At 56.3% G+C, this 17,777-nt stretch carries 21 protein-coding genes and 1 riboswitch; of the genes, 4 read left to right on the forward strand and 17 right to left on the reverse strand.

All coding sequences use genetic code 11. The features are described 5' to 3' along the window. Nucleotides 1-55 precede the first annotated feature (55 nt). Nucleotides 56-227: riboswitch (Lysine riboswitch) on the reverse strand. Nucleotides 228-529: 302 nt separating this feature from the next. Then, nucleotides 530-934: an H-NS family nucleoid-associated regulatory protein gene (locus I6L40_RS14315; protein ID WP_033114565.1), complete on the forward strand. Its 405-nt coding sequence runs from the start codon at nucleotides 530-532 to the stop codon at nucleotides 932-934. Between the two features lie 68 nt (nucleotides 935-1,002). Here I6L40_RS14315 and I6L40_RS14320 read toward each other — a convergent pair whose 3' ends face one another. The 5 genes from I6L40_RS14320 to I6L40_RS14340 all read right to left on the reverse strand — a co-directional run bounded on the left by I6L40_RS14320 (nucleotide 1,003) and on the right by I6L40_RS14340 (nucleotide 3,879). After that, nucleotides 1,003-1,566, reverse strand: coding sequence for a cob(I)yrinic acid a,c-diamide adenosyltransferase (locus I6L40_RS14320; RefSeq protein ID WP_071910577.1), 564 nt, complete (start codon nucleotides 1,564-1,566; stop codon nucleotides 1,003-1,005). After that, the gene (locus I6L40_RS14325) at nucleotides 1,563-1,793 is read right to left on the reverse strand and encodes a DUF3820 family protein (RefSeq protein WP_033114563.1); all 231 of its coding nucleotides are present in this window, start codon (nucleotides 1,791-1,793) and stop codon (nucleotides 1,563-1,565) included. The genes I6L40_RS14320 and I6L40_RS14325 overlap by 4 nt, the downstream gene beginning before the upstream one ends. A 1-nt stretch (nucleotide 1,794) precedes the next feature. After that, complete coding sequence (gene queE / locus I6L40_RS14330) at nucleotides 1,795-2,466, reverse strand: 7-carboxy-7-deazaguanine synthase QueE (RefSeq protein ID WP_071910690.1); 672 nt, start codon at nucleotides 2,464-2,466, stop codon at nucleotides 1,795-1,797. A gap of 61 nt (nucleotides 2,467-2,527) precedes the next feature. Continuing rightward, the gene (gene queC, locus I6L40_RS14335) at nucleotides 2,528-3,235 is read right to left on the reverse strand and encodes a 7-cyano-7-deazaguanine synthase QueC (RefSeq protein ID WP_216994455.1); all 708 of its coding nucleotides are present in this window, start codon (nucleotides 3,233-3,235) and stop codon (nucleotides 2,528-2,530) included. A gap of 20 nt (nucleotides 3,236-3,255) precedes the next feature. Beyond that, complete coding sequence (locus I6L40_RS14340) at nucleotides 3,256-3,879, reverse strand: tRNA-uridine aminocarboxypropyltransferase (RefSeq protein ID WP_071910582.1); 624 nt, start codon at nucleotides 3,877-3,879, stop codon at nucleotides 3,256-3,258. On the opposite strand from I6L40_RS14340, the gene rrtA reads away from it, so the two are divergent. Then, complete coding sequence (gene rrtA / locus I6L40_RS14345; protein WP_216994456.1) at nucleotides 3,878-4,471, forward strand: rhombosortase; 594 nt, start codon at nucleotides 3,878-3,880, stop codon at nucleotides 4,469-4,471. The two genes, I6L40_RS14340 and rrtA, sit on opposite strands and share 2 nt — an antisense overlap. Here rrtA and pyrF read toward each other — a convergent pair. The 6 genes from pyrF to cmk all read right to left on the reverse strand — a co-directional run bounded on the left by pyrF (nucleotide 4,446) and on the right by cmk (nucleotide 9,619). Beyond that, complete coding sequence (gene pyrF, locus I6L40_RS14350) at nucleotides 4,446-5,147, reverse strand: orotidine-5'-phosphate decarboxylase (RefSeq protein ID WP_071910584.1); 702 nt, start codon at nucleotides 5,145-5,147, stop codon at nucleotides 4,446-4,448. The genes rrtA and pyrF overlap by 26 nt on opposite strands. A gap of 18 nt (nucleotides 5,148-5,165) precedes the next feature. After that, nucleotides 5,166-6,332 carry a lipopolysaccharide assembly protein LapB gene (gene lapB / locus I6L40_RS14355; protein WP_071910587.1) on the reverse strand — a complete coding sequence of 389 codons (1,167 nt, stop codon included), beginning with the start codon at nucleotides 6,330-6,332 and terminating at the stop codon, nucleotides 5,166-5,168. 9 nt (nucleotides 6,333-6,341) lie between these two features. Then, complete coding sequence (locus tag I6L40_RS14360; RefSeq protein ID WP_033114557.1) at nucleotides 6,342-6,626, reverse strand: LapA family protein; 285 nt, start codon at nucleotides 6,624-6,626, stop codon at nucleotides 6,342-6,344. Between the two features lie 157 nt (nucleotides 6,627-6,783). Continuing rightward, nucleotides 6,784-7,068 carry an integration host factor subunit beta gene (gene ihfB, locus I6L40_RS14365; RefSeq protein ID WP_005299934.1) on the reverse strand — a complete coding sequence of 95 codons (285 nt, stop codon included), beginning with the start codon at nucleotides 7,066-7,068 and terminating at the stop codon, nucleotides 6,784-6,786. 92 nt (nucleotides 7,069-7,160) lie between these two features. Further along, entirely contained in the window at nucleotides 7,161-8,831 is a 1,671-nt protein-coding gene (rpsA, locus tag I6L40_RS14370) for a 30S ribosomal protein S1 (protein WP_005299919.1), read from the reverse strand. A gap of 95 nt (nucleotides 8,832-8,926) precedes the next feature. Then, the gene (gene cmk, locus I6L40_RS14375; RefSeq protein WP_041207460.1) at nucleotides 8,927-9,619 is read right to left on the reverse strand and encodes a (d)CMP kinase; all 693 of its coding nucleotides are present in this window, start codon (nucleotides 9,617-9,619) and stop codon (nucleotides 8,927-8,929) included. Nucleotides 9,620-9,877: 258 nt separating this feature from the next. On the opposite strand from cmk, the gene ribA reads away from it, so the two are divergent. Continuing rightward, nucleotides 9,878-10,471: a GTP cyclohydrolase II gene (gene ribA, locus I6L40_RS14380; protein ID WP_033114555.1), complete on the forward strand. Its 594-nt coding sequence runs from the start codon at nucleotides 9,878-9,880 to the stop codon at nucleotides 10,469-10,471. 80 nt (nucleotides 10,472-10,551) lie between these two features. On the opposite strand, the gene I6L40_RS14385 is transcribed toward ribA, so the two are convergent. Next, on the reverse strand, nucleotides 10,552-11,496 hold the full coding sequence (locus I6L40_RS14385; RefSeq protein ID WP_071910589.1) for a LysR substrate-binding domain-containing protein: 945 nt from the start codon (nucleotides 11,494-11,496) through the stop codon (nucleotides 10,552-10,554). 76 nt (nucleotides 11,497-11,572) lie between these two features. Beyond that, entirely contained in the window at nucleotides 11,573-12,448 is an 876-nt protein-coding gene (locus I6L40_RS14390) for a LysR family transcriptional regulator (RefSeq protein WP_216994457.1), read from the reverse strand. A 95-nt stretch (nucleotides 12,449-12,543) separates the two neighbouring features. On the opposite strand from I6L40_RS14390, the gene I6L40_RS14395 reads away from it, so the two are divergent. Further along, the gene (locus I6L40_RS14395; RefSeq protein WP_071910592.1) at nucleotides 12,544-13,758 is read left to right on the forward strand and encodes an MFS transporter; all 1,215 of its coding nucleotides are present in this window, start codon (nucleotides 12,544-12,546) and stop codon (nucleotides 13,756-13,758) included. A gap of 64 nt (nucleotides 13,759-13,822) precedes the next feature. On the opposite strand, the gene I6L40_RS14400 is transcribed toward I6L40_RS14395, so the two are convergent. The 4 genes from I6L40_RS14400 to I6L40_RS14415 form a co-directional block, all read right to left on the reverse strand. After that, complete coding sequence (locus tag I6L40_RS14400; RefSeq protein WP_071910594.1) at nucleotides 13,823-14,377, reverse strand: VOC family protein; 555 nt, start codon at nucleotides 14,375-14,377, stop codon at nucleotides 13,823-13,825. After that, a complete protein-coding gene (locus I6L40_RS14405) occupies nucleotides 14,371-15,135 on the reverse strand; it encodes a hypothetical protein (RefSeq protein WP_041207454.1) in 765 nt (254 codons plus the stop codon). The genes I6L40_RS14400 and I6L40_RS14405 overlap by 7 nt, the downstream gene beginning before the upstream one ends. Before the next feature lie 189 nt (nucleotides 15,136-15,324). Beyond that, complete coding sequence (nfsA, locus tag I6L40_RS14410; protein ID WP_071910596.1) at nucleotides 15,325-16,050, reverse strand: oxygen-insensitive NADPH nitroreductase; 726 nt, start codon at nucleotides 16,048-16,050, stop codon at nucleotides 15,325-15,327. Nucleotides 16,051-16,121: 71 nt separating this feature from the next. Next, nucleotides 16,122-17,687, reverse strand: a complete 1,566-nt coding sequence (locus I6L40_RS14415) for an AbgT family transporter (RefSeq protein ID WP_216994458.1) — start codon at nucleotides 17,685-17,687, stop codon at nucleotides 16,122-16,124. Nucleotides 17,688-17,777: the final 90 nt, after the last annotated feature.

Here is a 17,777-nt window from a genome sequence, read left to right on the forward strand (position 1 = left end):
TCTACCGAGAGGATCTAAAGAAACAAAACCTATGGGGAGGTTATACTCCTCAGCCCCTTCAGGTAGCGCTCCATAGTGGATGACTATGGCAGTCCTGCACCTATTAGATGCAGAACCAGCAGCCCGGTATGATGGCCTGGCCACTTCGGCGCTGACTCCTTTCCTTGTGCATCATCGGCATCACCCTCCGCACAAGTAGTCATAGGCAGCGCGCCTCTACTTAAAGGTATTCGAGAGACATTTTATCCAGCTGGCAGCTTATAGCAAGTTTTTTGATTAAATAATCATGATGTATGACGTTAGTACCCAAAAAGGTAGTCAATTGATGCAGCTTCGCTTCTTTTTTCGACACATCTAACCAATCAAAGCCTCATAAGCATCCATTAATATGATTGAATGTCGAATATAATCTCTCGTGATGACGATTTATCTTCTACTTATTATTTTTGCCCTTCTTGACTTATTTAAAGTGACACGTAAAAATCAGGATGAACATAATATTTCCTTCTGACTTGACGTGGACAATCCTATGAATGAATTTTTGAAAGTGCTGCTTAATATCCGCAGTCTGCGTGCCACCTGCCGTGAACTCTCTCTGGAGCAGCTGGAAGAAGCGCTGGAAAAACTCTCAGCAATCGTTGCCGAACGTCAGCAGGATGAAGCCGCTGAGCGTCAGGCTCGTGAAGAGCATCTGCGCAAAATCAATGAATATACCGAAATGCTGAAAGCTGCCGGTATTGATCCTGCAGAGCTGGTCAGCGCTGTTGCAGCTACTCCAGCCAAGGCAGAAAAAGCCAAGCGCGCCCCTCGCCCTGCCAAATATCGTTATGATGATAACGGCGTAGAGAAGACCTGGACCGGTCAGGGTCGTATGCCTTCTGCTATTGCCAAAGCAGTTGAAGCAGGTAAATCACTGGAAGATTTCGCTATCTGATTTCAGTGATAGATACCAATAAAAAACCTCGCTATTGCGAGGTTTTTTATTGGCTACGTTCTGAATGTTTATCTGCGATCAGTGGCTTTAACCCAGAATACTTCTTGTCCCTCTGACCGGCAGACAAGATAGCGGGCAATGGTAAAGAACCAGTCGCTCATCCGGTTGAGATAGGCCAGCGCATCGGGATTCACGCACTCTTCGCGACTCAGGGTCAACAGCAGGCGCTCGCAGTGACGAACTAGCGTCCGCACCACGTGGGCCTGCGCCGCCGCACGGGAGCCGCCAGGCAGAATAAACTGGCGCAACGGCGGCAAATGTTCGCTGTAGCTGTCGATCTGTTGTTCCAGTCTGACAATCCAGCTCTCATTGACTTGCCAGATTGACTCATTTTGGGCTGCGCTGGAAAATGCCAATTCACCGCCCAGGTCAAATAGCTCTTGCTGCAACAACTGCAGATCCGCCAATAAACCGGCTTCTTGCTGGGGGATCTCGCAAATCAGCAGACCTATATGAGAGTTGAGCTCGTCAATATAGCCATAGGTTTCTACCCGTAAATGATCCTTGGCCAAACGGGTACCATCGGCCAACCGGGTCATCCCCTTGTCACCCTGCCGGGTATATATTCTCATTCTGACATCCTGTTAATAATGGGAATAATCATGGACTCCAACCCGTTGAGCTTGATCTCGTATGCAAGAGCCAATGTCTGGCCCAGTTTACCCGCCGGAAAACCACTGCGGGCCATCCACACCAGATAAGGCTCCGGAATATCGATGATGCGCCGCCCCTGATATTTGCCGTAAGGCATTTTATGGCTCAGGGTAAGCAGCACCTGCTCATCGGATAGCCACTCCATATTAATCGATATCCAGATATTTATGGGTCTGAATAGAGAGTCGCCAATTACGCACAATACAGGTTGCCATCGCGAGCTGGGTGGCTCGTGGTTTCTGACTGATAGGCTGCAATGCGATAACAACATCCGGACGCAGGTTTGCGGTAATCAGCAGAGCGTCAAGCTCTTCGATATGATGTTCTGTTGCCACCGGATGCTTGATCTCATTGGCCCGCTCAAGTGCAGAGACCAGCACCGGTAACCCGCCTTTCATGCCGATCTTGGGTGATACCGTGACCCAGGTCTGCTCATGAGTCTTGATTTCGCTGGTACCACTGGTTTCAATCTGAACCTGATAACCCGCGACCAACAGCGCTGACGAGAGCTCGGTCAGATCGTAGAGACAGGGCTCGCCACCGGTGATCACCACATGACGCGCCTGATAGCCAAGCTCGACAAAGCTGGCGAGGATCTGCTCGGTAGTGAGCTGGCTCCAGCAATCCGACTCGTTGGAGCGATCCAGCACACGCTCTCTGCCCACTTCACGAGCAGGATCGACCACCCAGGTATGTCGGGTATCGCACCAAGGGCAGCCCACCGGGCACCCTTGCAGGCGAACGAAGATGGCAGGCAGGCCGGTAAAGACCCCCTCCCCCTGGATGGTCTGGAATATCTCGTTGATTGGGTAGTGCATCTTGGTCACAGCTTGTTGCAAAAGCCGCGGATTATACCCCAATCATCAGCCAGAGGCAGGCTCATGCTCCGCTTTTCTCACCCAGTCCGGTTTTCTCACGCATTTTGGCCATGATCCCCGCTTTGTCTGCCAGATAACCGTCCAGTCCTCGGCTACGCAGATTACATGCGGGACAGGTGCCACAACCATCGCCCGCGATGCCGTTGTAGCAGGTCAGCGTCTGCTGGCGCACCGTCTCGAGATGGCCATAGTGATCCGCCAGCGCCCAGGTTTCGGCCTTGTCAAGCCACATCAGTGGAGTTTCAAAACGGATACCGCGATCCAGCCCCAGGGAGACCGCCTGATTGAGCGCCTTCACGAACTCGTCGCGGCAGTCGGGATAACCGGAAAAATCGGTCTCGCATACCCCGGTGATCACCGCTTCGGCACCGACCTGATAGGCATAGATAGAGGCCAGCGTGAGGAACAGGATATTGCGGCCCGGCACGAAGGTATTGGGCAGGCCATTATCCTGCAGATCACAGCTCACCGGGATATAGTCACGAGTCAGTGCCGAGATCGCCAGCTCGTTGAGCAAGGTCACATCCATCACCTTGTGAGCCGTGACACCCAGCAGTTGCGCCAGATGACGGGCGGTATCGATCTCTTCCCGATGACGCTGGCCATAGTCGAATGTGATCGCATGAACTTCGTCATAATTGGCCAGCGCCTGCACCAGACAGGTAGTGCTGTCCTGACCGCCACTAAATACCACAACTGCTTTTTTCATACGGAGAACTCCTTGCAATGTCATGTCCGGCGCCCCTCGGCAAAGGCTTGCCACTGGGCATTGAGCCGTTCGAAAAGGGTAAGCAGGGGGGCATAGCGTTCGGGCTCGCCCTCCCATTGAGATAACAGATGGTAGCCCGCCTCTATGGTCGAGAGGGCGTCAGGAAACGGCTTTTTACGAATGGCATATTGCCCTGCGATGGCGCCAAGCCCGATCCGCGGCAAACGGGCCAGTGCCGGGTTGCTCTGCAACATCCGAAAGGCTTTGCGCCAGGTGCCATCGAGCAGAATAAACGCTACGGCTGTCGCACCTGATGAAGCGCTCGCCATCTGCTCTCTGAGATCAGCAGGTGAAATGGCCTCTTCATCCGGCCAGAGCAGATAACAGCGCAAAGAGGGGTCGGCAAGCAGGTCGTTGAGCCACCTATCGCCGGAAAAATCCTCCCCGACCCGGATCTCTGCCTGTTGCAGCGAGGCAGCCAGCAGTACTGCGGTGCCCTTTGGGTGGGCCACTTCATAGGGATGCTGAAGAATGTAGAGAGGCGTACGGTTTTCAAGTGGCACGATATATTCGCACAGGCACGCTTTGAGGGCTCGGGTACAGCGTGTACAGTATCGACTGTTTTTGTCGTTGGGCTGTTTCATGTCGTCAGAAAAATCTGGATTGCTCTGGGTTATCACGCTCTCTCTCACCAGCTTGCTGCTTTTTTTTACCGTGCCGGATCTCCAGCTCTCCTTCGATCGGGCAGAGATTGCTCACGGTGAAGGGTGGCGGATCATAACAGGCAATCTGGCTCATACCAATCTGTGGCATCTGCTGCTCAATCTGGCAGGTTTAATTATCCTCTACAGCCTGTTTCGCGACTACCTGGGCAATAACCGGCTGCCACTCCTGATGCTGCTGCTCTGGAGTGCCGTGGGGCTCGGGATCTGGTTCTGGTGCCCGCACACCCATTGGTATATGGGGCTGTCGGGCTCACTGCACGGACTGTTTGTCTGGGGAGCCATCCAGGATATCCGCCATGGTCGCCGGACATCGGGCTGGCTGTTGCTGGCTGGCGTGGGGCTCAAGCTGGCAATGGATTTCTACAATGCGGGCGCAAGTCCCGTATCGACCCTGATCGGTGCCAGAGTCCACATAGAATCTCATCTGATTGGTGCAGGTGCAGGCCTGCTACTCGGCCTGCACCCGGTCTCGGTGACGGCCGGGATTACGCCACCGCCAGCTCGCGATTGATGGCTGCCAGCATGGCTGCAGGATCTGCAGCCTGAGTGATGGGACGGCCAACTACCAGATAGTCGGCCCCCGCATCCACAGCGGCTTTTGGCGTCATCACGCGGCGCTGATCACCTGCTTCGGAGCCGCTTGGCCGGATCCCCGGGGTCACCAGCTTGAAATCAGCGCCCAGCAACGCCTTCAGCTCGCGCGCTTCGTTGGCCGAGCAAACCACACCGTCAAGCCCGGACTCTTTGGTCAGCCTGGCCAACCTGATCACCTGCTCGGCAGGGGTCACATCAAGGCCCAGTGGCGCCATGTCGGATTGCTCCATGCTGGTCAGCACGGTCACCCCAATCAGCAGCGGCGCCTTGTCACCGTAAGGCTGCAGCGCATCGACGGCTGCCCGCATCATTCGCTCGCCACCACTGGCATGCACGTTGACCATCCAGACGCCGAGCTCGGCACTGGCGGCTACCGCCTTGGCGACGGTATTGGGAATATCGTGAAATTTCAGATCCAGAAAGACATCAAATCCCTTGTCAACCAGCTGGCGTACAAACTGCGGGCCAAACAGGGTAAACATCTCCTTGCCAACCTTGAGACGGCACTCGGCCGGAGAAATACGTTCAATGAACGCCAAGGCATCAGCTTCGTTCTGATAATCCAGCGCTACCAGTACTTTTGGATCGAGCATCTCACTTCCTATTGATGGTTATTCACCGTCCAGACCACGGATCGGCTTGATGGAACCCCACTGCCGGCAGGATGGACACTGCCAGAACAACGAGTGAGTGGCAAAGCCGCACTGCCGACACTTGTGGGTTGATTTGATTTTGATCTGTTCGCCAACCAGTTGCTGCAACAGCTCGAGACTCTCCTTGGCCGGCCCCTCCTCCGCACTGGCCAGCTGAAAGCCGACCAGTTGGTAAAACCCTTTCATGGAGGGGTGACGACGCAACTGGCGCAGCACCAGAGAGCGAGCCTGACTCAAGCCATCGCGCTCCTCGACCAGCTGGGCCAGAGCCAGCGTAACCGTCACACCGGCGTGCTCTTCAACCGCTTTCTCGAGCAGCGGGATGAGGGTGTGAGTACGCCCCAATTGCTGATAACACTCAAGCAGCTTGGGCATCGCTTCCGAGGCAAAATCGATATCCTGCTCAAATACCCGCAGCAGCTCCTTGCTTGCCTGTTCATACTCCCCCTCCTCCATTGCCAGCTCAGCCAGACGAAGACTGGCACGGGCACAGCCTGAATTGACGCTGAGCGCTCGCTTGAACTTGGCAAGCGCGGTGGACTTGTCGCCATCACGCAGCGCACTTTCAGCCTGCTCGCAATAAAAGTGGGAGATAGGTTCGGCCAGCTTCTTGCCTTGATACTTTTGCAGGCGAACCGCCACCGAGATGGCATTGTCCCAGTCACGCAGTTGCTGATGGATGATCAACAGCTGTGCCAGCGCCGTCTCTTCGAAGTCACTGTCTTCGCACAGCTCGTTCCAAAGCGCTTCGGCCCGGTCCAGCAAGCCAGCGGCAAGAAAGTCGCGGGCCAACTCCTGCAGCGCAAGCTGGCGCTGCTCGCGAGTCAACTGGCGGGTGACCAGGTTCTGGTGAATCCTAATGGCTCTGTCTACCTCGCCACGCTGGCGAAACAGGTTGCCGAGAGAAAGATGGGTTTCGATGGTTTCACTGTCCACTTCCAGCAGCTGGATAAAGAGATCCACCGCCTTGTCGGATTCATCGGACAGCAAATAGTTGAGGCCCGCCACATATTGGCGGGAAAACTGGTTACTCTGTTTCTGGGTGTCCTGGCGAACACTCCTGCGCCCCATGTACCAGCCATAACCGGCGGCAATGGGCAACAGCAGGAAAAGCAGTTCAAGCATTGAGGAACATTATTCCTTACCCGCTGAACGGGCCAGCTCCAACTCGCGGGTTTGACGACGCATGGTGCGGTTGAGGGTGCGGTTTTGCAGCTTCAAACGCAGGAAAAGCAGGCCGAAGACCAGCCAGCCCAGCATGAAACCACCGGCAAAAAAGAATCCCAACAGCATGGCGAGGGAGAATTCGCCCTGAGCAATCAGGTAATTGAACTGAACCAGTTGGCCATTTTGTGAGCCTAACGCCAGGGTGAGGACAAACACCAGCACCAGCGGAATGAGGGCCAAAACACGCTTCATAAGAGCTCCCTGTCAGTATCTAATGAGAGGCTGATTATCCTTAAAATCACAGGCAGACTCTAGAGTGAATGGGAAAAGAGTTTGATAAACAAGATGGTTGGCACGATTTGTGTGCCAAAAACAAAAAAGGCATACCCGAGGTATGCCCATTTTCGCATTATTCGATGATGTTGACGCGCTCGCGCAACTCTTTGCCAGGCTTGAAGTGCGGGACATATTTCCCGGTCAGTTCAACCTTGTCCCCGGTCTTGGGGTTGCGGCCCACACGGGGCGCACGATAGTGCAGTGAAAAACTGCCGAATCCACGGATTTCAATCCGGTCGCCGTTTTGCAAGGTCGACGCCATCTGCTCAAGGATCTCCTTGATGGCGGCTTCGACATCCTTGGCCGGCATATGCATGCGGCTGGCTGCCAGTTGTTCGATGAGATCTGATTTGGTCATAACGTTAAATCTCCTTCCCCGATCACATGCAATAATCATTTTGCCAGGATAAAAAAGGGCGGCGCAATGCCGCCCTTTTCTTGCATCAAGGATTACTCACCCTTGGCGGCTTTGAACGCTTCAGCCATAGCATTGCTGAACACAACTTCTTCTTGCTGGTTCAGGTTATCGATAGCAACGCGCTCGTCAGCTTCGTCCTTAGCACGGACAGACAGGCTTACGGTGCGGTTCTTACGATCAACGCCCATGAATTTAGCTTCAACTTCGTCACCAACAGACAGCACCAGAGTGGCGTCTTCTACGCGGTCACGAGCAGCGTCGGAGGCACGCAGGTAGCCTTCTACGCCGTCAGCCAGTTCGATAACGGCACCTTTGGCATCAACCTCGGTAACCTTACCCTTCACAATAGCACCTTTCTTGTTGTCAGACAGGTACTTATTGAACGGGTCTTCTTCGATCTGCTTGACGCCCAGGGAGATGCGCTCACGCTCCGGGTCAACTTGCAGAACAACGGCTTCGATCTCGTCGCCTTTCTTGAATTCACGAACTGCTTCTTCGCCCTGGTTGTTCCAGGAGATGTCAGACAGGTGAACCAGACCGTCGATGCCGCCGTCCAGACCGATGAAGATACCGAAGTCAGTGATAGACTTGATCTTGCCGGAAACACGATCGCCTTTGGCGTGAGTTTCGGCAAACAGCTGCCACGGGTTGGATTTGCACTGCTTCAGACCCAGGGAGATACGACGACGCTCTTCGTCGATGTCCAGAACCATCACGTCAACCACGTCGCCAACGTTAACAACTTTGGACGGGTGGATGTTCTTGTTGGTCCAATCCATCTCGGATACGTGTACCAGGCCTTCAACGCCTTCTTCGATTTCAACGAAGCAGCCGTAGTCGGTCAGGTTGGTCACGCGGCCAGACAGACGGGTGGTCTCCGGGTAACGCTTGGCGATAGCAACCCACGGATCTTCGCCCAGTTGCTTCAGACCCAGAGATACACGGGTACGCTCGCGGTCGAACTTCAGAACCTTGACAGCGATCTCGTCGCCAACGTTGACGATTTCGGAAGGATGCTTAACGCGCTTCCACGCCATGTCGGTGATGTGCAGCAGGCCGTCAACACCGCCCAGATCTACGAATGCACCGTAGTCGGTCAGGTTCTTGACGATACCCTTAACTTCTTGACCTTCTTGCAGGTTAGCCAGCAGGCTTTCACGCTCGGAGGTGTTCTCGGTTTCGATCACTGCGCGACGGGAAACAACAACGTTGTTGCGCTTCTGGTCCAGCTTGATGACTTTGAACTCGAGTTCTTTGTTTTCCAGGTGAGCGGTGTCACGGATCGGACGCACGTCAACCAGAGAACCCGGCAGGAAGGCACGGATGCCGTTCAGTTCAACGGTGAAACCACCCTTGACCTTGCCGTTGATGATACCGATAACGGTAGCTTGCTCTTCGTAAGCTTTTTCAAGCTGCAGCCAAGCTTCGTGGCGCTTGGCTTTTTCGCGGGACAGCTTGGTTTCGCCGAAACCATCTTCGATAGAGTCCAGAGCCACGTCAACGGAGTCACCTACGTTGATTTCCAGCTCGCCCATGGCGTTCTTGAATTCTTCAGCCGGGATAGCGGACTCGGATTTCAGACCGGCGTCAACCAGTACGAAACCGTTCTCGATAGCAACGACAGTACCCTTGACGATGGAACCTTGACGGGTTTCAACGGCGTTCAGGGACTCTTCAAAGAGTTGAGCAAAAGATTCGATCATTAGTTTATGTCACAAATGAAACATCCACTTGTCATCCAGCACAAGCGGGGTTGTTTTTAATAATCTGCGCCATCCATGGTGCAGACGACCGGATGTCAGCTTGCGCTGGCATCTCCGAGTTGTTGCTCTGCATAGGCGAGCACTGTTGCCAGTACCTCTTCTATGGTCATGGTGGTTGAATCCACCACAAGAGCATCTTCTGCCGGTTTCAGAGGGGCAACGGCGCGATTTCTATCGCGATCGTCACGCTCACGGATCTCGGTTAAAAGACACTCAAAGTTAACATCAAAGCCCTTATCTTGCAACTGCTTATAGCGGCGCTGAGCCCGTTCTTCGGCACTTGCGTCGAGGAAAATCTTCACTTCGGCTTCAGGAAAAACCACTGTGCCCATATCACGGCCATCGGCAATCAAACCAGGCGCCTGACGAAATGCCCGCTGACGGCGCAGCAGCGCTTCACGCACGCGCGGGAATGCCGCGATTTTACTGGCGGCGTTGCCGACCTGCTCGGTCCGGATGGTACGGGAAACATCCTCCCCCTCCAGGATCACCTTGACCAGATCACCTTCCACCTGAAACTGCACATCCAGATTGGCGGCCAGCGGCACCAGCGCGGCTTCGGAATCGAGCTCGACATCATGATGCAGGGCAGCCAGTGACAACACCCGATAGATGGCGCCAGAGTCGAGCAGGTGCCAACCCAGCTTTTCTGCCAGCAACTGGCACAATGTGCCCTTGCCCGCACCACTTGGGCCATCAATTGTCATTACGGGGGCCATCTGAGGCATAACTTCTCTCCTGCACAATGTTGCTCCCGCTCATTGGAGCGAGTTAATGGGCGCCGATTATACCCGAATGTGCCGGCGCTGGCAGTTATCTGTCACCAGATTTGCGCAAAAGGGGAAAATAGGGATACCAACGACGCCATCTGTTGATTTGCTTCACTATTTCATTAATCAATGCAGGGACTTGTTCTTATGGTCGTCATCTAGAAGGCGCGATAAACTGAGCCCCTTTTTCTGAGCAGTTGTAGTAAGGAGCAACCTATGAGCAGCGTTACCCTAGTGGCCAAATCCAAGTTGCCAACCCCTTGGGGCACCTTCACGCTGGTAGGTTTTCAGGAAACCGGCACAGGCAAGGATCACGCAGCCCTGGTGATGGGCGATATCACTGGCGCCGAACCCGTTCTCGGGCGTATTCACTCCGAATGTCTGACCGGTGATGCTCTGTTCAGCTTGCGCTGTGATTGCGGTTTCCAGCTGCAGGCCGCATTGGAGAACATCGCCAAGGCAGGCCGTGGCGTGCTGTTGTATGTCCGTCAGGAGGGTCGCGGTATCGGCCTTTTGAACAAGATCCGCGCCTATCACCTGCAAGATCAAGGCGCCGATACCGTTGAGGCCAACGTAGCGCTCGGCTTTGCCGCCGACATGCGCGACTACACCATTTGTGCCGACATGCTCAAACAGCTGGAGGTGCAATCCCTCAAGCTGATGACCAACAACCCGCGCAAGATGAAGGCGATGGAATCCTTTGGCATTCCGGTGGCCGAGCGAGTTCCCCTGCAGGAGGGGCGCAATCCCCACAACGAATTCTACCTCTCGACCAAGGCCAGCAAACTGGATCACATGTTGAAAAAGTGATGTTGGCTGACAGTGATGCTGACCGGCAATGAAAAACGCCTCCCTGCGGAGGCGTTTTTTTTATTTGTAGTACAGGCTTCTCAGCGCTCAGGCAAGGTGGCCAGCAGCGCCTGCCACTCCCGCTGATTAGGTGCGGCAAGATACTCATCAAGCCGCTCATGGCTGAGCGTCGGTACAAGCCGCGCAATAAAATCATAAAGATAAGCCGGTACAAATGCCCCTCTGCGCAGGCCAATTGCCGCCATACCGGCCGGCAGATCGAGCAGCGCCTTCATCACCAGATCATCATCGCGACCCGTTTCTCGGGCCAGCATGGCCATGATGCCAAACCCCATCCCCTGCCTGACATAGGTTTTGAGCACGTCGCTGTCACTGGCCAGACAGGCTATGCGATGCTCTTCATGGGCTGACGTTGGTGCCAATGATCGTCCGTCACTGATCAGCGCCACATTACCCAAGTCAGCCAGGGAACTCGGCGAGCGTGCCGCCACAGGATGGCTCGCCGGCACCACCAGCCCCCGCTGCCAGCGAAAGCTCGGCAGGATCAGCAACCCCTCGTCGCAATGATCTTCGATATCATCAAGCAACATCAGGTGAGCGCTACCGCTTTGCAGGGCACTGCAACATGTTGCTGCATCTCCCTGCATCAGGGTGAGCGTCACCTTAGGAAAACGGGCGACAAACCCCTTGATTAAGTCGGGCAGGATATAGCGGGCTTGCAGATGGGTCGCTGCGACGGTGAGCTGTCCCTGTTCCGGGTGGATATGAGCCCTCGCCATCGTCTTGATGGTTGCCACCTTCTCCAGCACGTCGGTCGCGACCTTGATCACCTCCTGACCGATCGGGGTGATCCGGGTCAGATGCTTGCCGCTTCGCTCGAAGATCTGGATGCCAAGCTCATCTTCCAGCATCCGTACCTGCTTGCTGATCCCGGGCTGGGAGGTATAGAGGCTCTCGGCTGTCGCCGACAGATTAAGGCCGTGATTCGCCACTTCGACGATATAACGCAGTTGCTGCAGCTTCATGGCGCAATCCTCTGGCTGAGACACCACTAATAGTAATCAACTTTTGCCAGCCCACGGTCGACACGGCCCGGCCCCATCAGGCAGGGCGATCTTTGAGCAAGAAATCGCGCAGGGCACGGTTGGCCATGGAGAGCGGATCACCCCGTCGCCACGCTACGCAGAGATCGAGAAAAATCGGAGGTTCGAAAGGCACGCCGCACAAGTCCGGCTCTTCCTCCAGCACCATCCGCATAAAGGTGGTCACGGCAAAACCCTGACGCACCACCGCCTTGAGCAGGGGGATCAGGTTGCTCTCGAAGGCGATGTCGGGCTCAACCCCCAGCTTCTGCGCCAGCGCCTCCATGTGCTCCCGGTGGTAAAAGCCACGCCGGAACAGTGCCAGCTCCTGAGTAAAGAACTGGGCAAGCGTGACGGATGCTGCACCGCGCAGCGGATGATCCTCCCCCACCACCATCAGCATCTCTTCGCTCAGCAGATGGGCCCCTTCAATGGCCGGGGGCAGATCACTGGTGATCAGGATGGCGAGATCCAGAGTGCCATCCACCATCCGGCTCAGCAGCTCCCGGGTGCCCGCCTCCTCCACCCGGATCTTGAGTCCGGGATAGTGGTGTTTGAAAGCCATCAGGCGCGAAGGAAAGTAGTAAGAGCCCATCATGTAGGGGATCCCGATACGCACCTCCCCCCGCTCCAGCCCCTTGAGCTCAGCCATCTCGGACTCAGCCTGGTGCATCTGCAACAACAGGCGCTCGGCGTGGCGACAGAGCACCTCCCCCTCCGGCGTCAGCCGTACCGCCCTGTCCTGACGGTCAAACAGGCGCAGCTCGAGCTGCTGCTCCAGCTTGGCAATAGCCATGCTGATGGCGGGTTGGGCAACATGCAGGCTGTGGGCCGCCCGGGTAAAAGAACCGGCATCCCTGACCGCCAGCAGATAGGTGAGTTGTTTCAGGTCCATGTATCAATTCATCTTATGAGATGGATAACTTAAATATATTATATTTATATCTAGGCGTACCTTACCCTGATGAAAAATGGTCAGGACGATATGCAATGATCGAAGCCGGTAGTCGTGAATGGATACGCGCCACCCTGGCGCTCAGCCTGGGATCCTTTCTGGTCTTTCTCAATCTCTATCAAACTCATCCCCTGCTCCCGCTGCTGGCTCAGGTCTTCTCGGTCAACTCGCTCGCCGCCAGCTGGACGCTGGCCGGTTGTACCGCCGGGCTCGCTGCCTCCCTGCTGCTCTGTGCCCGACTGGCGGATCGCCACGGCCGTCGCCAGATCATGCTGGGAACCCTCACCCTGGCCATCATGCTCTCCCTGCTGATCCCGCTAGTAGAGCAGTTTCGCATCCTGCTCATACTGCGCGTGCTGCAAGGTGCGCTACTGGCGGGCCTGCCGGCAACAGCTATCGCCTATATGGGCGAGGAGTTCAGCAAGCGGGCACTGCTCTCGGCGGTCGGGGTCTATATCGCCGCCAACTCCCTTGGCGGGATCGCAGGACGCGTGGTGGGCGGGCTGCTGGCCGGCTGGTTTGGCGACTGGCAACACACCTTCCTCGGGGTCGGCGTGATCAGCCTGTCGCTCTTGCCGCTGGTCTTCTGGCTACTGCCAAAACAGGCTCGTTTTGTTCCCGTCAATCCGGCTCCGGGCCAGTTTGCCCGCGCCCTGCGTGGTCATCTGACCAACCCGCTACTGGTGGGTGCCTATCTGATTGGCGGACTCAACTTCATGGTCTTCTTGAACCAGTTCAGCTATCTCACCTTTTTGCTGGCCAAGCCCCCCTTCTCCCTGCCGACCCAGTGGCTCGGCATGCTCTTTCTCACCTATCTCTCGGGTACGGTCGCCTCTTCTCTCAGCGGTCGCTGCGCCAATCGCTGGGGAGCACAGCGCATGTTGCTTGGCGGCATTGCTCTCATGGCGCTCGGTAGCCTCTGCTTGCTGCAAGGCACTCTGCCCGCCATTTTGAGCGGCCTGCTCATCTCGAGCTTCGGTTTTTTCATGGCGCACGCCTGTGCGAGTGCCTGGGTCGGCCACCATGTCGAACACAACCGGGCGCTCGCCTCCTCCCTCTATCTGGTGGCCTACTATCTGGGCGCCAGTCTGGGCGGGCTCTACCTCCACCCCTTCTGGGAGAAGGGAGGGCTGTGTGGTCTGGTGCTGGGGATCGAGCTGGTGCTGCTCCTGACCGCAGGCCTTGGGATCTGGCTCGGCCGCCTGAAACAACGCGGCGAGCATGGGCTGACGCCTCACCACTTCGCATAAGCAAAGAAAAAGAGAGGGGCACCCGGGTGCCCCTCTCTTCATCTGATATCAATCTTCCAAGCCCTTAGTGGGTCTCGAAATAGTCGTCAGGTACCGCCACCACGGCACCAGTGACCACTTCTTCGGCGATCACCTCCGCCAGCGGGCGCAGGTGAAACTTGATCTGTCCGGAGGGTAGCATCAGCGCCACATCGGGATTGCGACTATCCAGCATGTTGCCGGTTTTGAAGGGAAGCTCGGGATGGCGCTCCACCAGCGCCTGAAGGGAAGGCACCACCAGCTCGATATGCTCAAGCCCGGCGTGATGATTGCGGCCCGGTTTGGGCGCGGCCAACTCGATACAGGGAACGCGTACCGCTCCGACCTGTACTGGCTGATGCAGCTGATAAGTAGCGATGGGGCGGCCACCAATCATCCCCTCCACCAGCAACTCCCCTGCCCCCGTCAGCAGCTCGTCGAGACGCTGATATTCGGGCAAGGTGGCGGCACGATAGCAGAGGTGATCGATGTGAGGTTCAGTGAAAGAGAGGCCACATTCGGCCAATTCTGCCAACAACTGGGAAACAAAAGGGGCCATCGGCCCCAGAGTAGAATCGAGTGGGTGAGACATGCTTACCATTTCTTCTTGGGTTGAAACAGGACATCGAGCTCGTCGGCTTCCTTGTCCTTGATATTTTGCAGATCCTGCGCGCTGTTTTGCTGCTGCAGCTCTTCGAGCTCCTTGAGCCCCTGCCGCATATCCTCTTCACGAGCCAGCAGATAGGGATCCTTGTCCACTACGCTGGCCATGGCGGAGAGCCCTTTGGTGTAGAGCTGGCGGCAAGTGCCGTACTGGCCCTGAATGCGGGCATCCATCGCCCGCTTGACCAGATTCGAGATGTTGATCTTGAGCTGCATCAGCTCGAGGCGGCGATCTTCCTGGGCAAACCCTTGCGGATCAATCTTGCCCTTGTTGTGCTCGACCCGCAGCACGGCCCGCATCTTCTTGACCAGCTGCAGCATCTGGATGGCCTGGCGATCGGACTCGGGCGTCTTGAAGTGCCCCTCATCCTGCGCGCTGTAGTTCTCCTGCACATTCTTGATCTGGGTCTGCACATCAACGATGCGCTGCTTGATCTGGCTGTTTGGCATCACCTGGGCAATGGCGCGATAGGCATCCAGAATGCGGTGTTGCATCAGCAGCACCATGTTTTTGGAAAAGGGCACCAGATTGACGTTCAGCAGCACCTCTTCGGTCTCGTCAGCCACCGTTTTGTGTCTGGCAACCGCGTGGCGCTTGTCCGACTCAGCTTTCTGCTTATATTGCTGCACCACGTTATAGGCGATAACCAAAAACAGGAGTGCGCCAATAGACAGCAATACCAAAGTTAAAATCATAGGATGTTCAAACCCCTGTCCCAATCCAATTGCGTGATCCTACAACAGCTTACCCACTTAAGGTAGCCTGCAGATCCCCCCTTGCCCACGATTTGTCACCAAGCTGGGCGGCAGCTCCCGGGGAGATGGCAGAATCAAGAGGGAGCGCACAAGATGCACGCTCCCTTTTAGTATCGCCCATCAGGCTCATTACTTGAGGTTAAAGCCTCGGGATTGCAGGAAGCCCAGCATAAAAGGACGGGACTCCTTGGTCAGGATGGCGCGGATCTGACCGCTCCAGGTCTGTTGCTTGTTGTTGCTGCTGCGAGCCTGATAGTAGGCCTCAATCTGCTGATCGTAGTGAGCCAGCAAGTCGCGATCCAGCTCGCGCTGATAGCGCTCCTGATGCACAACCAGTGCCCGTGGCAAACGGGGTTTCTGCTCAGGCTGCTGGGCAGGATGACCGAGGCAGAGGCCAAACAGCGGGATCACCCGATCAGGCAAGCCCAGCAGCTCGCTCACCTCGGCCGGATGGTTGCGAAGTCCACCAATATAAACCCCGCCCAGCCCCAGAGACTGCGCCGCCAGCAGGGCATTTTGCCCCATGATGGCACCGTCGATGGCACCGATCAGCAACTGCTCCGCATAGCCGGTCTGGGCATCGGGCACTATCTGGCCGTGGCGGTGGTAATCGGCACAAAACACCAGAAACTCCGCCGCTTGTTCAACATAGGGTTGATTGCCCGCCAGCTGTGCCAGCTGCTTGCGCGCTTCAGGCCCGGTCACCCGAATGATGCTGGTCACCTGCAGAAAACTTGAGGTCGATGCCGACTGGGCGGCGGCCAGAATGGCATCCAGCTGCTGCGAGCTGATGGGCTCGGCAGTGAACTGACGAATGGAACGATGGGAAAGGATAAGAGCGATGGTCTGATTCATGGCACCTCCAGAGTGAGGTAACACCATAGCGAAAAAAACGAGGGAGCCCAAGGCTCCCTCGCATACCCCGTTCAGGGGGCCGGATAGACATACGGTGCTTGCAACCCGAGCGGGAAGCCAAGCGCCCAGTAGAGCAGCAGGAAGATGGTCCAGCTCACCAGGAAGGCCAGCGAGTAAGGCAGCATCATGGAGACCAGAGTGCCGATCCCGGTGCTCTTCACATACTGCTGGCAATAGACCACCACCAGCGGGAAGAAGACCATCAACGGGGTGATGATATTGGAAGCGGAATCACCGACACGGTATGCCGCCTGGGTCAGCTCGGGGGAGATCCCGACAGCCATCAGCATCGGCACCAGAATGGGGCTGATCAGCGCCCACTTGGCGGATGCCGACCCCACCACCAGATTGACGGTCGCGGTCAGCAGGATCATCCCGACAATAGTGATTTCACCGGGCAGCGCCAGTGCATGGAGCACCTCGGCACCGGAAAGGGCCAGCAGGGTGCCCAGATTAGAATCGCCAAACGCCTTGATAAAGAGCGCGCAGAAGAAGGCCATCACCATGTAGGAGCCCATCTTGTTCATGGTGGCCGACATGGCGTCGATCACATCCTTGCAACTCTTGAAGTTGCCCGCCACGAAGCCGTAGACAATCCCGGGCAGGATAAAGAGCAGGAAGATGAGCGGCACGATGGATTTCATCACGGGGGCGGCAAAAGTGGTCAGCGAACCATCGGCAGCACGCAGCGGTGAATCGCTCGGGGAGAGCGCCAGCGCCAGCAGCACGATGGCTGCCAGCATGGCAAACCCGGCCCAGTTGAAAGCACGGCTCTCCTGTTTGGTGTAGCTGCCCATTTCATCAGCACTTTCCAGATCATCGTTGAGCGCGACATGCTTGAGACGGGGCTCTACCACCTTCTCGGTGACAAACCAGCCAACGCAGATGATCAGCAGGGAGGATGCACCGGTAAAGATGATGTTGCACAGGGTATTGACCATGTACTCTGGGTCAAGAATTTGCGCGGCAGACTGGGTAAAGCCCTGCAGCAAGGCATCGCCACCGGATGGCAGGAAGTTGGCGGCAAAACCGCCTGAAACACCGGCAAACGCGGCAGCGATACCCGCCAGCGGATGACGACCCGCGGCGTGGAAGATGATGCCGCCAATGGGGATCACCAGCACATAGCCCGCATCCGCTGCGGTATGGCTGACGATGGCCACCAGGATCAACATGGGGGTGAGGAAACGGGCCGGGGTCACTTTCAACAGCTTTTTCAGACCGGTATTGATGAAACCGGACTGCTCGGCCACCCCTACCCCCAGCATGGCCACCAGCACGATGCCTAACGGGGCAAAGCCGGTAAAGGTCGTGACCATGGTGGAGAGAAACTCGGCCAGACCGGCGCCAGTCAGCAGGTTGTTGACCACTACCGCTTCGCCAGTACGGGGATTGACCAGATCAAACTGGAATTGGGACAACACCCAGGAGCCGACCCAGACGATCAGCAGGGCGTAGAGAAACAGCATGGCGGGGTCGGGTAATTTGTTCCCGGCTTTCTCGACGCCATTAAGGAAACGGTTCAGCCAGCCACTGGGTGGGCTGGCCGGATGGGCCTTGGTTGCAGCATGACTCATTATTGCGGTACTCCTTCCCTAAAAAGAGGCCGCATGCTAGCAATCCTTAGCGTTAACACCTATGACGCACTGCAAAGAATTGATTAATTC

This window comes from Aeromonas sp. FDAARGOS 1410 (assembly GCF_019048745.1).
Taxonomy (GTDB): domain Bacteria; phylum Pseudomonadota; class Gammaproteobacteria; order Enterobacterales; family Aeromonadaceae; genus Aeromonas; species Aeromonas jandaei.

What these genes read in the sequence shown, in the direction of transcription:
- I6L40_RS14315 (WP_033114565.1), top strand. Translation starts at nt 530, where the DNA reads ATGAATGAATTTTTGAAAGTGCTGCTTAATATCCGCAGTCTGCGTGCC.
- I6L40_RS14320 (WP_071910577.1), bottom strand. Translation starts at nt 1,566, where the DNA reads ATGAGAATATATACCCGGCAGGGTGACAAGGGGATGACCCGGTTGGCC.
- I6L40_RS14325 (WP_033114563.1), bottom strand. Translation starts at nt 1,793, where the DNA reads ATGGAGTGGCTATCCGATGAGCAGGTGCTGCTTACCCTGAGCCATAAA.
- queE (WP_071910690.1), bottom strand. Translation starts at nt 2,466, where the DNA reads ATGCACTACCCAATCAACGAGATATTCCAGACCATCCAGGGGGAGGGG.
- queC (WP_216994455.1), bottom strand. Translation starts at nt 3,235, where the DNA reads ATGAAAAAAGCAGTTGTGGTATTTAGTGGCGGTCAGGACAGCACTACC.
- rrtA (WP_216994456.1), top strand. Translation starts at nt 3,878, where the DNA reads ATGTCGTCAGAAAAATCTGGATTGCTCTGGGTTATCACGCTCTCTCTC.
- I6L40_RS14340 (WP_071910582.1), bottom strand. Translation starts at nt 3,879, where the DNA reads ATGAAACAGCCCAACGACAAAAACAGTCGATACTGTACACGCTGTACC.
- pyrF (WP_071910584.1), bottom strand. Translation starts at nt 5,147, where the DNA reads ATGCTCGATCCAAAAGTACTGGTAGCGCTGGATTATCAGAACGAAGCT.
- lapB (WP_071910587.1), bottom strand. Translation starts at nt 6,332, where the DNA reads ATGCTTGAACTGCTTTTCCTGCTGTTGCCCATTGCCGCCGGTTATGGC.
- I6L40_RS14360 (WP_033114557.1), bottom strand. Translation starts at nt 6,626, where the DNA reads ATGAAGCGTGTTTTGGCCCTCATTCCGCTGGTGCTGGTGTTTGTCCTC.
- ihfB (WP_005299934.1), bottom strand. Translation starts at nt 7,068, where the DNA reads ATGACCAAATCAGATCTCATCGAACAACTGGCAGCCAGCCGCATGCAT.
- rpsA (WP_005299919.1), bottom strand. Translation starts at nt 8,831, where the DNA reads ATGATCGAATCTTTTGCTCAACTCTTTGAAGAGTCCCTGAACGCCGTT.
- cmk (WP_041207460.1), bottom strand. Translation starts at nt 9,619, where the DNA reads ATGCCTCAGATGGCCCCCGTAATGACAATTGATGGCCCAAGTGGTGCG.
- ribA (WP_033114555.1), top strand. Translation starts at nt 9,878, where the DNA reads ATGAGCAGCGTTACCCTAGTGGCCAAATCCAAGTTGCCAACCCCTTGG.
- I6L40_RS14385 (WP_071910589.1), bottom strand. Translation starts at nt 11,496, where the DNA reads ATGAAGCTGCAGCAACTGCGTTATATCGTCGAAGTGGCGAATCACGGC.
- I6L40_RS14390 (WP_216994457.1), bottom strand. Translation starts at nt 12,448, where the DNA reads ATGGACCTGAAACAACTCACCTATCTGCTGGCGGTCAGGGATGCCGGT.
- I6L40_RS14395 (WP_071910592.1), top strand. Translation starts at nt 12,544, where the DNA reads ATGATCGAAGCCGGTAGTCGTGAATGGATACGCGCCACCCTGGCGCTC.
- I6L40_RS14400 (WP_071910594.1), bottom strand. Translation starts at nt 14,377, where the DNA reads ATGGTAAGCATGTCTCACCCACTCGATTCTACTCTGGGGCCGATGGCC.
- I6L40_RS14405 (WP_041207454.1), bottom strand. Translation starts at nt 15,135, where the DNA reads ATGATTTTAACTTTGGTATTGCTGTCTATTGGCGCACTCCTGTTTTTG.
- nfsA (WP_071910596.1), bottom strand. Translation starts at nt 16,050, where the DNA reads ATGAATCAGACCATCGCTCTTATCCTTTCCCATCGTTCCATTCGTCAG.
- I6L40_RS14415 (WP_216994458.1), bottom strand. Translation starts at nt 17,687, where the DNA reads ATGAGTCATGCTGCAACCAAGGCCCATCCGGCCAGCCCACCCAGTGGC.